The sequence below is a fragment of the Pseudomonas oryzihabitans genome (genome assembly GCF_007665395.1).
GTDB lineage: Bacteria > Pseudomonadota > Gammaproteobacteria > Pseudomonadales > Pseudomonadaceae > Chryseomonas > Chryseomonas psychrotolerans_C.
The window spans coordinates 39,692-52,401 of sequence record NZ_VDND01000005.1 but is presented as its reverse complement, the minus strand read 5'-3'; the positions used below and the strand labels follow the sequence as shown (position 1 = coordinate 52,401).

At 67.5% G+C, this 12,710-nt stretch carries 11 protein-coding genes and 2 pseudogenes; 6 read left to right on the top strand and 7 right to left on the bottom strand.

Going from position 1 to position 12,710, the window contains the following annotated elements:
- Positions 1 to 17: 17 nt before the first annotated feature.
- The 4 genes from FSV73_RS12370 to pyrE all read right to left on the bottom strand — a co-directional run bounded on the left by FSV73_RS12370 (position 18) and on the right by pyrE (position 3,084).
- Positions 18 to 869 (bottom strand): urea carboxylase-associated family protein, encoded by an 852-nt coding sequence (locus FSV73_RS12370; RefSeq protein WP_145008142.1) that lies wholly within the window; start codon positions 867 to 869, stop codon positions 18 to 20.
- Between the two features lie 15 nt (positions 870 to 884).
- Positions 885 to 1,550: a GntR family transcriptional regulator gene (locus tag FSV73_RS12365; protein ID WP_145008141.1), complete on the bottom strand. Its 666-nt coding sequence runs from the start codon at positions 1,548 to 1,550 to the stop codon at positions 885 to 887.
- Between the two features lie 279 nt (positions 1,551 to 1,829).
- Complete coding sequence (locus FSV73_RS12360) at positions 1,830 to 2,426, bottom strand: DUF4124 domain-containing protein (protein WP_145008139.1); 597 nt, start codon at positions 2,424 to 2,426, stop codon at positions 1,830 to 1,832.
- A gap of 16 nt (positions 2,427 to 2,442) precedes the next feature.
- Positions 2,443 to 3,084 carry an orotate phosphoribosyltransferase gene (gene pyrE, locus FSV73_RS12355; protein ID WP_145008137.1) on the bottom strand — a complete coding sequence of 214 codons (642 nt, stop codon included), beginning with the start codon at positions 3,082 to 3,084 and terminating at the stop codon, positions 2,443 to 2,445.
- Between the two features lie 80 nt (positions 3,085 to 3,164).
- Here pyrE and FSV73_RS12350 point away from each other — a divergent pair, with 80 nt between their 5' ends.
- Positions 3,165 to 3,944: an exodeoxyribonuclease III gene (locus FSV73_RS12350; RefSeq protein WP_058762318.1), complete on the top strand. Its 780-nt coding sequence runs from the start codon at positions 3,165 to 3,167 to the stop codon at positions 3,942 to 3,944.
- A 58-nt stretch (positions 3,945 to 4,002) separates the two neighbouring features.
- Here the strand turns inward: FSV73_RS12350 and FSV73_RS12345 are convergent, their stop codons facing one another.
- The 3 genes and pseudogenes from FSV73_RS12345 to FSV73_RS26120 form a co-directional block, all read right to left on the bottom strand.
- On the bottom strand, positions 4,003 to 4,431 hold the full coding sequence (locus FSV73_RS12345; protein WP_145008135.1) for a universal stress protein: 429 nt from the start codon (positions 4,429 to 4,431) through the stop codon (positions 4,003 to 4,005).
- A gap of 87 nt (positions 4,432 to 4,518) precedes the next feature.
- A pseudogene (locus FSV73_RS26125) lies at positions 4,519 to 4,995 on the bottom strand (methyl-accepting chemotaxis protein); the annotation flags it as partial.
- Positions 4,996 to 5,106: 111 nt separating this feature from the next.
- Positions 5,107 to 5,877 (bottom strand): annotated as a pseudogene (locus FSV73_RS26120) (PAS domain-containing protein); the annotation flags it as partial.
- Between the two features lie 215 nt (positions 5,878 to 6,092).
- Between FSV73_RS26120 and glyA the strand changes: the two are divergent.
- The 5 genes from glyA to FSV73_RS12315 all read left to right on the top strand — a co-directional run bounded on the left by glyA (position 6,093) and on the right by FSV73_RS12315 (position 12,647).
- Positions 6,093 to 7,346, top strand: coding sequence for a serine hydroxymethyltransferase (gene glyA / locus FSV73_RS12335; protein ID WP_145008131.1), 1,254 nt, complete (start codon positions 6,093 to 6,095; stop codon positions 7,344 to 7,346).
- Between the two features lie 78 nt (positions 7,347 to 7,424).
- Positions 7,425 to 8,675 (top strand): sarcosine oxidase subunit beta family protein, encoded by a 1,251-nt coding sequence (locus tag FSV73_RS12330; RefSeq protein WP_145008129.1) that lies wholly within the window; start codon positions 7,425 to 7,427, stop codon positions 8,673 to 8,675.
- A gap of 11 nt (positions 8,676 to 8,686) precedes the next feature.
- The gene (locus tag FSV73_RS12325) at positions 8,687 to 8,986 is read left to right on the top strand and encodes a sarcosine oxidase subunit delta (protein ID WP_145008127.1); all 300 of its coding nucleotides are present in this window, start codon (positions 8,687 to 8,689) and stop codon (positions 8,984 to 8,986) included.
- Positions 8,983 to 12,003, top strand: a complete 3,021-nt coding sequence (locus tag FSV73_RS12320) for a sarcosine oxidase subunit alpha (protein ID WP_145008125.1) — start codon at positions 8,983 to 8,985, stop codon at positions 12,001 to 12,003. The genes FSV73_RS12325 and FSV73_RS12320 overlap by 4 nt, the downstream gene beginning before the upstream one ends.
- 14 nt (positions 12,004 to 12,017) lie before the next feature.
- Positions 12,018 to 12,647 (top strand): sarcosine oxidase subunit gamma, encoded by a 630-nt coding sequence (locus FSV73_RS12315; RefSeq protein ID WP_145008123.1) that lies wholly within the window; start codon positions 12,018 to 12,020, stop codon positions 12,645 to 12,647.
- Positions 12,648 to 12,710 lie beyond the last annotated feature (63 nt).

The window sequence follows — 12,710 nt, the reverse complement described above, 5'->3', positions numbered from 1 at the left end:
TCATGGCTGGCCCTGACTCACTGTTCCCAGCTGGCCTTGGGCAGGGTCAGGCCGTGCTGGCCCTGGTAGGCCGCCCGCTTGGGCGGCTCCCAGCCTTGCAGCAGGCTGTCCTCGACGCGGTAGATCTCCACTCCCAGCGGCCGGCAGACACTGAGCGGGTCCTGGGCTTCGGGCCCCCACATGGCCAGCGACAGGTCGCCGCCCGGGCAGGTGGAGAGGGCGCAGAGCACGTCGATCTCGGCGAAGAATTCCAGGTAGTCGCCCGGCTTGGCCGGGCAGGCCTTCATGAAGTAGAGGTCGTCATGATTGAGGCCGGTGCACTGGAAGATGTTGAGTACGTCGTGCACATCGAATTCTGTGAGGCCGTGGGGCAGTACCGCGCGGGTCAGGTTCGAGTGGCAATGGTGGTGGAAGTCCTCGCCGGTGAGCATCTTGTTGACGTAGGGGTCGCAGCGGGTGCCGAGCAGGTCGTGCAGGCGGCCGCCGTGTTCGTCGATGCCGTAGCCGGCCAGGCTGTCGTCTGTGATGGTCAGCAGCGGGCGCAGGAAGGGCAGGTTCGACCAGAGCCGGTCGTAGGTGCTGACATGGGCGCCCTGCAACTGGCGGGTGCGCGCGGCCCACAGTCGCTCGCGCGGGTCATGGGCGTTCCACACGTTGAAGTCGCCGACCTGGGGGCCGTGCGGGGCGGTGACGCGGAACAGGTGGCCGGCCGGGACCTTCCAGGCGCGGCCGGTGCGGATCGGGATCTCGAACTGCTCGATCAGGGTGCGGGCGTCCTGGCGTTCGCGCAGCCGGGTGTAGAAGGCCTGGTCGACCTGCAGGGCGGAGCCCTGGGTAGCCTGGTAGGCGGCGGGGTAATCCTTGTACATGGGAGATCTCCTCGGTCAGAGTGGCTTGGCGGAGCTCAGCAGATCCAGCAGCCGGTTTTCGGAATCGTCGAGATAGCTGGCCATGGCGTCGGCGGCGTCCTGGGTCCGACCGGCACTGAGCAGGTCGTGGATCTCGCGGTCGCGCGCCATCCAGGGCCGCTGGAAGTGCGCCTCGTCGGCGGCGAGGGAAAACAGCAGGCGCATCTGGGCGGCGACCGTGGCGAAGAATTCGTCGAACAGCGGACTGCGCAGCAGGCCGACGAGGTGCCGATGGAATCTCAGGCTGTGGGTGCCACAGGCGCGCCAGTCTTCGCGCGACTGCGCCAGTTCGGCGGCCTCCAGGGCGTCCAGCATGGGCCCGGACTGGGCGTCGCGCAGCGGCCGGCTGCCGCGAATGGCCTGCAGCTCCAGGGTGCGGCGCACCAGGAAGAGGTCGCGGACCTCCGCCAGCCCCAGGTGGCGGACCATCACGCCGCGGTGGCGGACATGGGTGGCCAGGCCCTCGCGGACCAACTGGTGGAGGGCCTCGCGAATGGTATTGCGCGAGGCGTTGTAGGCCTTGACCAGTTCGTTTTCGACCAGCGGCGTGCCTGGCAGCAGGCGCCCGCCGATGATGTCCTCGCGCAGCTCCAGCAGCAGCTGCGCGCCCAGGGCCAGTCCGGCCGTTTCCTTGCCACTCATGGACAGTCCTCGCCGATCCACGGCCTCGTGGTTCGCCTAACGGTCCACGCTGGGTCATGGTCGGATTGTTCAACAATGAATGACGAAAGGCTTAGCACGGTGCGTGCCAGCCGGCCAAGTGGCTGCCTGGATGAGGTGAGGCTGGAAAGTGGTCGGCTCGACGAGCCCAGGGCTGGTACGGGTGGCTGCGACGGGTGCCCCTCGAGGTCGCGAGGAGCGTTGCGGAGGAGGGGCGCCGCACACGGCGGGCCGACGGCGCGCGCGGGCCCGGCACGGCGCCTAGCGGCTGGTGTCCTCGGCGGCGTCCAGGCGCTGCATCCGGGCCCGGTCGGCATCGAAGGTGGCACTGGTGCTGAGGCGTAGGTCGGCGTAGCGCTGCAGATCGGCCTGGAGTCGTAGCAGATCGGCGGCGGCGGCGTCGAGGCGCGCCCGCAGGTCGTCGGTGAGCGCCTGGCCATTGCGCTGCTGCACCGCGGCCTGTTCCATCAACTGGCCTTGCAGGTGCCGCGCCGCCTCCAGGTTGGCCTTCTTGATCTGCATCAGGCCATCCAGCTCCGCCAGCTTGCGCGCCTTGGCCCGGTCGACATCCTCGACGTTGCTGTAGAGCTTGCGCAGCTGGCCATCGGCGAGCGCCTGTTGCCGCTCCTGCTGCTGGCGGTCGAGCTCCGCGGCGGGCAGCGCCGGCGCGACCCGGCGGATCACCCGGCCCTGCTCGTTGAGCACGTCGTAGCCCTTGCCGGCGTATTCCGGCGGCACGCCCTGGCGGTCGATCACCAGGGTGCCGTTGCGATCCAGGTAGCGATACAGCTCGGCGGCCTGGCCAGCCAGCGGCAGGGCGAGCAGCAGCAGGCTGGCAGCGGCGCGGCGTACGACCATGGCCGTTTCTCCTCGGCTAGATGCCGTATTGGGCGCGATAGTCCTGCACGGCAGGCAGGTGACGCTTGAGCTCGGCATCCTCGGCCAGGTATTCCAGCACCTGGTCCAGGGCCACGATGCTCAGCACCGGAATGCCGTAGTCGCGCTCGACTTCCTGGATGGCCGACAGCTCGCCGCGCCCGCGCTCCTGGCGATTGAGGGCGATGAGCACCCCGGCCGCGCTGGCGCCCTGCGCCTGGATGATCTGCATGACCTCGCGGATGGCGGTGCCGGCGGTGATGACATCGTCGATGATCAGCGCCTTGCCGGTCAGGGGCGCGCCCACCAGCAGGCCACCTTCGCCATGATCCTTGGCTTCCTTGCGGTTGAAGCACCAGGGCAGGTCGCGGCCATGGTGCTCGGCCAGGGCCACCGCGGTGGCTGCCGCCAGGGGGATGCCCTTGTAGGCCGGGCCGAACAGCACGTCGAACGGCAGGTTGGCCGCGACCAGGGCATCGGCGTAGCAGCGCCCGAGCTCGGCCAGCGCCGAACCGCTGTTGAACAGGCCGGCATTGAAGAAATAGGGGCTGATACGACCCGATTTCAGGGTGAATTCACCAAAACGCAGAACTCCGCGCTCGATGGCGAAACGAATGAAATTACGCTGATACGCCTGCATATAAGTCCTTGCGCGGCTTGTATTTAGCTAAACCGGTTTAGCTCGGGTATCATACATCCACGATTTTTTGGGGGCCATTTATGCGGATCATCAGCTTGAACGTCAATGGTATTCAGGACGCTGTCGAGCGGGGCCTGTTGCCCTGGCTTAAGGCGCAGAATGCCGACGTGATCTGCTTGCAGGATACCCGCGCCTCTTCCTACGACATGGACGATCCGGCCTATGCGCTGGACGGCTACATCCTCTATGCCTGCGACGCCGAAGTGCCGTCCCAGGGTGGAGTCGCGCTCTATACGCGGGTTCAGCCGAAGGCGGTGATCAGCGGTCTGGGCTTCGAGTCGTGCGATCGCTTCGGCCGCTACCTGCAGGCGGACTTCGACAAGGTCAGCATCGCCACCCTGCTGCTGCCTTCGGGCAAGCGCGGCGATGAAGATCTGAACATGAAATTCAAGTTCATGGACGACTTCACCCACTACCTGAACAAGCAGCGCCGCAAGCGCCGCGAGTACATCTATTGTGGCTCGCTGTACGTGGCGCACCAGAAGCAGGACGTGAAGAACTGGCGCGACTGCCAGCAGATCCCCGGCTTCCTGGCGCCCGAGCGGGCCTGGATGGACGAGGTGATCGGCAACATGGGCTATGTGGATGCCCTGCGCGAAGTGAGCCGCGAAGGCGACCAGTTCAGTTGGTGGCCCGACAGCGACCAGGCCGAACACCTGAACCTGGGCTGGCGCTTCGACTACAACATCCTCACCCCCGGCCTGCGCCGCTTCGTGCGCTCGGCGCGCCTGCCGCGGCAGCCGCGCTTCTCCGAGCACGCGCCGCTGATCGTCGACTACGACTGGACGCTGAGCATCTGATCCCGTCGACGTCCGCAAACAGCAAAACCAGCCCGCGGGCTGGTTTTTTGTTGGGCGCTCATTTCACCAGGATCACCGGCAAGGGCACCTGGTGCACCACCCGCTGGGTCACCGAACCGAGCAGCAGGCCGCTGAGCGAACCCAGGCCACGGGTGCCCATGACCAGGGTATCGACCTGCAGCTGCCGCGCCATCTCGCCGATGGTCTCGGCGATGGCGCCGAAGCCGACGTGGGTCTGGGCTTCGATACCGGCTTCCAGCAGCGCCGGGCGCGCCCTGGCCAGGAGGTCCTCGGCCTTGTCCCTGAGGCTGCCGCGCCATTCGCGCAGGATGCGTTCGTCGAAGGGCGCGCCGTAGATCTCCGGCTCGTTCTGCACGTTGAGCAGGTGCAATTCCAGCGTCAGACCGGCCTGCACCAGGTCGAGAACGTAGCGCAGGGCATTGTCGGCGCTGGGGGAACCATCGTAGGCGACCAGGACGGTGTGCATGGGACTTCTCCACGAGCGGGGTATGTCTTCATGCTAGACCGCCGTGGCCCGGGTCGTTTGATCCCGATCAAGGCGGGGCGGGCGACCTCAGTGGCCCACCCAGTTCTTGGCCGTCTTGGGAATCACCTCGGATTCGTCCAGCTTGCTGGCGAACATGCTCACCGCCTCGACGGCATCGCTGGCGCCGTCGCGGATCTGCACGATCACCGCGCCGGCCTGGTCCGCCAGCTCCACGCCCTTGGCCGCCCGTCCCTGGGTGCTTTCCATGCTGGCGACCGCCTGCTGGGTTTCACCGAGGATGCGGCCGATCATCTCGGCGATTTCCGCCGTCGCGCTGCTGGTACGCCCCGCCAGCTGGCGGACCTCGTCGGCGACCACGGCGAAGCCGCGGCCCTGGTCGCCGGCGCGGGCGGCCTCGATGGCCGCGTTGAGCGCCAGCAGGTTGGTCTGGTCGGCGATGCCACGGATGGTGTTGACGATGGCGGTGATCTGCTCGGAGCGCTGGCCCAGCTGGCCGATCACCTCGGCGGACTGGCTGACGTTCTGCGCGATCTCGCGCATCTCGCTGGCGGCGGCCTGGATGATCCGGGTGCCGTGCTCGGCGACCTTCTCGGTCTCCGCGGAGATGTGATAGGCCCGCGAGGCGCTGCGGCCGTCGCTCTCGTGCTTCTCGACCCGCTCGCTGATGTCGCTGGCGTACTTGACCACCTTGTACAGCCGGCCGCTCGCGTCGTACACCGGGTTGTAGCTCGCTTCCAGCCAGACCACCCGGCCGTGCTTGCCCAGGCGCTTGAACTGGCCGCGGAAGAATTCGCCGGCGTTGAGGCGGCGCCAGAAGTCGGCGTATTCGCTGCTGTTGACCAGGCCGGGTTCGCAGAACAGGCGATGCTGCTGGCCCTGGATCTCCTTCAGGCTGTAGCCCAGGGTGGCCAGGAAGTTGTCGTTGGCGGTGAGGATGCGCCCCTCCAGGTCGAATTCGACCCGCGCCAGGGCCCGGTCCAGGGCCTTGAGGTTGCTCTGCGCCTCGCTGTCGCGCTCGACCTGCCGGGTGACGTCGAGGGCGTACTTCACCACCTTGGCGATCTTGCCACTGGCATCGGGCACCGGGTTGTAGCTGGCTTCGAGCCAGAGCGTCCGACCCTGGGCGTCGAGGCGCTGGAAGGTGCCGGAGACGAAGTCGCCACGCCCCAGGCGCGCCCAGAACTCGCCGTAGTCGCGACTCTGCACCACGGCGGCGGGGCACAGTCGCCGGTGATGCTGGCCGACCAAGGCGTCGGCGCCGTAGCCGGTCAGCCTGAGGAAGTTGGCGTTGGCGCGCAGGATCGTCCCGTTGAGATCGAACTCGATCACCGCCATGGAGCGTTCCAGTGCCTGGGTCAGGCCCTGGCTGGCGCGGACCTCGGCCTCCAGTCGAGCGATGGTCTTCTTGTGGCGCGCATTGAACATGGCAGAACTCGCTGGCGGGGGGATTGAATGGTCAATCTATCGGCGCGAATCGAACCGGCTTGATGACGACCGGCGAACGGCATCGCTCGGCGGCTGGATGGCTGTCGCAAACGCGCCGGCCCGGGGCGTAAACAGGCATCTTGGGGGTTGGGGCCAGGCCTACCATCGCCGCCAAGGGGGTGGTTTTCACCGCCACAGACTTTAGGAGCGCCGCGATGTTCAGCAAGCAGGACCGAATCCAGGGCTACGATGACGCGTTGTTCGCCGCCATGGGCGAGGAAGCGCGGCGCCAGGAACATCACCTGGAGCTGATCGCGTCGGAAAACTACACCAGCCAGCGCGTCATGGAAGCCCAGGGCAGCGTGCTGACCAACAAGTACGCCGAAGGCTATCCGGGCAAGCGCTACTACGGTGGTTGCGAGCACGTCGACAAGGTCGAGCAGCTGGCCATCGAGCGCGCCAAGCAGCTGTTCGGCGCCGACTACGCCAACGTCCAGCCGCACTCCGGCTCCCAGGCCAACTCCGCCGTCTACCTGGCGCTGCTGCAGCCCGGCGACACCATCCTCGGCATGAGCCTGGCCCATGGCGGTCACCTGACCCATGGCGCCAAGGTCAGCTCCTCCGGCAAGCTCTACAACGCCGTGCAGTACGGCATCAATACCGACACCGGCCTGATCGACTACGACGAGGTCGAGCGCCTGGCCCGGGAGCACCAGCCGAAGATGATCGTGGCGGGCTTCTCCGCCTACTCCAAGACCCTGGACTTCCAGCGCTTCCGCGACATCGCCGATAGCGTCGGCGCCCTGCTGTTCGTCGACATGGCCCACGTGGCCGGCCTGGTCGCCGCCGGGGTCTACCCGAACCCGGTGCCCTTCGCCGACGTGGTCACCACCACCACCCACAAGACCCTGCGCGGTCCCCGTGGCGGCCTGATCCTGTGCAAGGCCAACGCCGACATCGAGAAGAAGCTCAACGCCGCGGTGTTCCCGGGCGCCCAGGGCGGCCCGCTGATGCACGTCATCGCCGGCAAGGCGGTGTGCTTCAAGGAAGCCCTGGAGCCGGGCTTCAAGACCTACCAGCAGCAGGTGATCCGCAACGCCCAGGCCATGGCCGGGGTGTTCAAGGCGCGCGGCTTCGACGTGGTCTCCGGCGGTACCGACAACCACCTGTTCCTGGTCAGCCTGATCAAGCAGGGCATCACCGGCAAGGACGCCGACGCCGCCCTGGGGCGCGCCTGCATCACCGTGAACAAGAACGCCGTGCCCAACGATCCCCAGTCGCCCTTCGTGACCTCGGGCCTGCGCATCGGTACCCCGGCGCTGACCACCCGCGGCCTCGGCGTCAGCGAGAGCGAGCGCGTCGCCGGCTGGATCTGCGACATCCTCGACCACCTCGGCGATGCCGACGTGGAAGCCCAGGTGGCGCGCCAGGTGGCCGATCTGTGCCGTGACTATCCGGTGTATCGCTAACCGCGGCGCGTCCGGCCCACCCCTATCCCACCCCTTGCCCCGCCGCGGGGAAGGGGCGTCGTCTGCAGGAGTCTCCAGATGCAACGTTATTCCGGCTTCGGCCTCTTCAAGCACTCCCTGAGCCATCACGAGAACTGGCAACGGATGTGGCGCACCCCGACGCCCAAGCCGGTCTACGACGTGGTCATCGTCGGCGGTGGCGGCCATGGCCTGGCCACTGCCTACTACCTCGCCAAGCAATTCGGCGTGAAGAACGTCGCGGTGATCGAGAAGGGCTGGCTGGGCGGCGGCAACACCGCGCGCAACACCACCATCGTCCGCTCCAACTACCTGTGGGACGAGTCGGCGCATCTCTATGAGCACGCCATGAAGCTGTGGGAGGGCCTGTCTCAGGACCTCAACTACAACGTCATGTTCTCCCAGCGCGGCGTCTACAACCTCTGCCACACCCTGCAGGACATGCGCGATTCCGAGCGCCGGGTCAGCGCCAACCGCTTGAACGGCGTGGACGGCGAATTGCTCGACACCCGCCAGGTGGCCGAGGAGATTCCCTACCTGGACTGCAGCAAGAACACCCGCTATCCGATCTTCGGGGCCACCGTGCAGCGCCGCGGTGGCGTGGCCCGGCACGACGCCGTGGCCTGGGGCTTCGCCCGCGCCGCCGACGCCCTGGGCGTGGACCTGATCCAGCAGACCGAGGTCACCGGCTTCCGCAAGCAGGATGGCAAGGTGATCGGCGTGGAAACCAACCGCGGCTTCATCGGCGCTCGCCGCGTCGGCGTGGTCACCGCCGGCAACTCCGGGCACATGGCCAAGCTCGCCGGCTTCCGCCTGCCGCTGGAATCCCACCCGCTGCAGGCGCTGGTGTCCGAGCCGATCAAGCCCATCATCGACAGCGTCATCATGTCCAACGCGGTGCATGGCTACATCAGCCAGTCCGACAAGGGCGACCTGGTGATCGGCGCCGGGATCGACAGCTGGGTCGGCTACGGCCAGCGTGGCTCCTACCCGGTGATCGAGCACACCCTGCAGGCCATCGTCGAGATGTTCCCGATCCTCTCGCGGGTGCGCATGAATCGCCAGTGGGGCGGCATCGTGGATACCTGCCCGGACGCCTGCCCGATCATCTCCAAGACGCCGGTGGAAAACCTGTTCTTCAACTGCGGCTGGGGCACCGGTGGCTTCAAGGCCACCCCCGGTTCGGGCAACGTCTTCGCGGCGTCGCTCGCTTCCGGCGAGATGCATCCGCTGGCCAAACCCTTCTCCATCGACCGTTTCCATACCGGTGCGCTGATCGACGAACACGGCGCTGCGGCCGTCGCGCACTAAGGAGCCCGAGCATGTTGTACATCCGTTGCCCCCACTGCGGGGAGTTGCGCTCCGAAGAAGAATTCCACGCCGCCGGCGAGGCGCACATCCCGCGCCCGCTGGACCCCGAGGCCTGTAGCGACGCGGAGTGGGGCGATTACATGTTCTTCCGCACCAACCCGCGTGGCCTGCGCCACGAGCTGTGGGTCCACGCCTCAGGTTGCCGCCAGTACTTCAACGCGACCCGTAACACCGAGACCTACGAAATTCTCGAAACCTATCCGATCGGCGAGCAACCCCGCTTCACCGCCGAGCGAGGAGAGCGCACATGAGCCAGGTCCATCGACTCACCCAGGGCGGTCGCCTGGACCGCAGCCAGGCCATCACCTTCACCTTCAACGGCCAGACTTACCAGGGCTTCAAGGGTGACACCCTGGCCTCGGCGCTGCTGGCCAACGGCGTGGACGTGATCGGGCGCAGCTTCAAGTACTCCCGGCCGCGCGGCATCGTCGCCGCCGGCGCCGAAGAGCCCAACGCCATCATGCAGATCGGTGCCACCGAGGCCACCCAGGTGCCCAACGTGCGGGCCACCCAGCAGGCGCTGTACCAGGGCCTGGTCTCCGCCAGCACCAACGGCTGGCCGAGCGTCAACAACGACCTCATGGGCATCCTCGGCAAGGTCGGCGGCAAGATGATGCCGCCCGGCTTCTACTACAAGACCTTCATGTATCCGCAGAACCTGTGGATGACCTACGAGAAGTACATCCGCAAGGCCGCCGGCCTCGGCCGGGCGCCGACCCAGGTCGATCCGGACACCTACGACAACTTCAACCAGCACTGCGATGTGCTGGTGGTGGGCGGTGGCGCTGCCGGCCTGGCCGCGGCCCTGGCCGCCGGTCGCAGCGGCGCCCGGGTGATCCTCGCCGACGAGCAGGAAGAATTCGGTGGCAGCCTGCTGGACAGCCGCGAGCGGCTCGATGGCGCCCCGGCGGCCGACTGGGCCGCCAAGGCCGTGGCCGAGCTGCAGGGCCTGGACAACGTGGTGCTGCTGCCGCGCGCCACGGTCAACGGCTATCACGACCACAACTTCCTCACCATCCACGAGCGGTTGACCGACCACCTCGGCGATCGCGCCCCCCACGGCCAGGTGCGCCAGCGCCTGCACCGCGTCCGCGCCACCCGCGTGGTACTGGCCACCGGCGCTCACGAGCGGCCGCTGGTCTACGCCAACAACGACCTGCCGGGCAACATGGTGGCCGGCGCCGTCTCCACCTACATCCGTCGCTACGCCGTGGCCCCGGGCCAGCGCCTGGTGCTGTCCACCAACAACGACTACGCCTACCGCGTAGCCCTGGACTGGCTCGAGGCCGGTCGCCAGGTGGTGGCCGTGGCCGATGCGCGACCCAATCCGCGCGGCGCCTGGGTCGAGGAAGTGCGCAAGCGTGGCGTGCGCGTCATGGGCGGTACCGCCGTGAGCGAAGCCCGCGGCAACACCCGGGTGACCGGCGCCAAGATCGCCACCATCGACTTGACCGCCTTCCGCACCCTGGGCGGCGGCGAGTGGCTGGACTGCGACCTCATCGCCACCTCCGGTGGCTACAGCCCGGTGGTCCACCTGGCCTCGCACCTGGGCGGTCGTCCGCTCTGGCGTGACGACATCCAGGCCTTCGTGCCCGGCCCGGCGCCGCAGAAGCGCGTCTGCGCCGGCGCGGTGAACGGGGTCTTCGCCCTGGGCGACGTCCTCGCCGACGGTTTCGAGGCCGGCGCCACCGCCGCGGCCGAAGCCGGTGCCAAGGTGGTCAGCGGCGAGCTGCCCCAGGCCGAATTCCGTCAGGAAGAGCCGACCCTGGCGCTGTTCCAGGTGCCCCACGACAAGCCGTCGTCGCGGGCCCCCAAGCAATTCGTCGACCTGCAGAACGACGTGACCGCCGCCGGCATCGAACTGGCCTGCCGCGAGGGCTTCGAGTCCATCGAGCACGTCAAGCGCTATACCGCCATGGGCTTCGGTACCGACCAGGGCAAGCTGGGCAACATCAACGGCCTGGCCATCGCTGCCCGGGTGCAGAGCAAGGCCATCCCGGAAGTCGGCACCACCATGTTCCGCCCGAACTACACCCCGGTGACCTTCGGCGCCATCGCCGGTCGCCACTGCGGGGCCCTGTTCGAGCCCAAGCGCTACACCGCGCTGCACGCCTGGCACCTCAAGCAGGGCGCGCTGTTCGAGGACGTCGGCCAGTGGAAGCGTCCCTGGTACTTCCCCAAGGCGGGCGAGGACCTGCACGCCGCGGTCAACCGCGAGTGCCTGGCCGTGCGCCGTAGCGTCGGCCTGCTCGACGCCTCCACCCTGGGCAAGATCGACATCCAGGGCAAGGACGCGCGGGAATTCCTCAACCGCGTCTACACCAACGCCTGGACCAAGCTGGACATCGGCAAGGCCCGCTACGGCCTGATGTGCAAGGAAGACGGCATGGTCTTCGACGATGGCGTCACCGCCTGTCTCGCCGACAACCACTTCCTGATGACCACCACCACCGGCGGCGCCGCGCGCGTCTTCGAATGGCTGGAGCTCTACCACCAGACCGAATGGCCGGAGCTGGAGGTGTACTTCACCTCGGTCACCGACCACTGGGCGACCCTGACCCTGTCCGGCCCCAACAGCCGCAAGCTGCTGGCCAAGCTGACCGACATCGATCTGGACAACGCCGCCTTCCCCTTCATGGCCTGGAAGGAAGGCCAGGTAGGCGGGGTACCGGCGCGGGTGTTCCGCATCTCCTTCACCGGCGAGCTCTCCTACGAGATCAACGTACCGGCCAACTACGCCATGGGCGTGCTGGAGCAGGTGGTCGCCGCGGGCAAGGAATTCGACCTCACCCCCTATGGCACCGAGACCATGCACGTGCTGCGGGCGGAGAAGGGCTTCATCATCATCGGGCAGGACACCGATGGTTCGGTCACGCCCCAGGACCTGGGCATGGGCTGGGCGGTGAGCCTGAACAAGAGCTTCTCCTTCATCGGCAAGCGCGGCATGCATCGCCAGGATTGCGTCCGCGAGAATCGCAAGCAGCTGGTCGGCCTCAAGCCCCTGGATGCCCGCGATGTCCTGCCGGAAGGTGCGCAGCTGGTGTTCGAGCGCAACCAGCCGATCCCGATGGACATGGTGGGCCACGTGACCTCCAGCTACCACAGCGCGACCCTGGGCTACGGCTTCGCCATGGCCATGGTCAAGGGTGGCCTGGGCCGCATGGGCCAGACCGTCTACGCCCCGCTGGCCGATGGCCGCTACATCGCTGCCGAGATCGTCTCGCCGGTGTTCTACGACCCCAAGGGTGAGCGGCAGAACGTCGCCTAACGAGGAAGCGCCCCATGAACGACATCAATGTGTACGACCAATATTCCGCCACGGCGCGCGCCGAATCCCCGCTGTTCCACGCCGAACTGAGCAAGCTCGCCGGACGCGGCCCGGCCACTGCCGGGGTGACCCTGCGCGAGCGGGCCTTGCTGGGGCATCTGGTCATCCGTGGCGACGCCCACGACGAAGGCTTCACCGGCGCCGTGCAGAGCGTGGTCGGCCTGGAGGTACCCGGTCCGCTGGCGATCACCCAGCAGGGCGAGACCTCGCTGCAGTGGCTTGGCCCGGACGAGTGGCTGCTGGTGGTGCCCGGTGGCAGCGAATTCGCCACCGAGCAGGCGCTGCGCCAGGCCCTGGGCGAGCGCCATGTCGCCATCGTCAACGTCGGTGGTGGCCAGACCCTGGTCGAGCTGAAGGGCCCAAAGGTCCGCGAAGTGCTGATGAAGTCCACCTCCTACGACGTCCATCCGAGCAACTTCCCGGTGGGCAAGGCCGTCGGGACGGTGTTCGCCAAGTCGCAGCTGGTGATCCGCCACACCGCCGAGGACACCTGGGAGCTGGTGGTGCGCCGCAGTTTCGCCGACTACGTCTGGCTGTGGCTGCAGGACGCGAGCGCCGAGTACGGACTGCGCATCGACGCCTGATCACGGCTCGCCTCGGTCCCGCTCCAGCGAACCCGGCCTGCGTAACGCGCAGGTCGGGTTTTG

Bases quoted from the DNA above. Each gene is read 5' to 3' on its own strand.
- FSV73_RS12360 (WP_145008139.1), bottom strand. From the start codon at position 2,426: ATGGTCGTACGCCGCGCCGCTGCCAGCCTGCTGCTGCTCGCCCTGCCG.
- pyrE (WP_145008137.1), bottom strand. From the start codon at position 3,084: ATGCAGGCGTATCAGCGTAATTTCATTCGTTTCGCCATCGAGCGCGGA.
- FSV73_RS12315 (WP_145008123.1), top strand. From the start codon at position 12,018: ATGAACGACATCAATGTGTACGACCAATATTCCGCCACGGCGCGCGCC.
- FSV73_RS12350 (WP_058762318.1), top strand. From the start codon at position 3,165: ATGCGGATCATCAGCTTGAACGTCAATGGTATTCAGGACGCTGTCGAG.
- FSV73_RS12370 (WP_145008142.1), bottom strand. From the start codon at position 869: ATGTACAAGGATTACCCCGCCGCCTACCAGGCTACCCAGGGCTCCGCC.
- FSV73_RS12325 (WP_145008127.1), top strand. From the start codon at position 8,687: ATGTTGTACATCCGTTGCCCCCACTGCGGGGAGTTGCGCTCCGAAGAA.
- FSV73_RS12320 (WP_145008125.1), top strand. From the start codon at position 8,983: ATGAGCCAGGTCCATCGACTCACCCAGGGCGGTCGCCTGGACCGCAGC.
- FSV73_RS12365 (WP_145008141.1), bottom strand. From the start codon at position 1,550: ATGAGTGGCAAGGAAACGGCCGGACTGGCCCTGGGCGCGCAGCTGCTG.
- glyA (WP_145008131.1), top strand. From the start codon at position 6,093: ATGTTCAGCAAGCAGGACCGAATCCAGGGCTACGATGACGCGTTGTTC.
- FSV73_RS12330 (WP_145008129.1), top strand. From the start codon at position 7,425: ATGCAACGTTATTCCGGCTTCGGCCTCTTCAAGCACTCCCTGAGCCAT.
- FSV73_RS12345 (WP_145008135.1), bottom strand. From the start codon at position 4,431: ATGCACACCGTCCTGGTCGCCTACGATGGTTCCCCCAGCGCCGACAAT.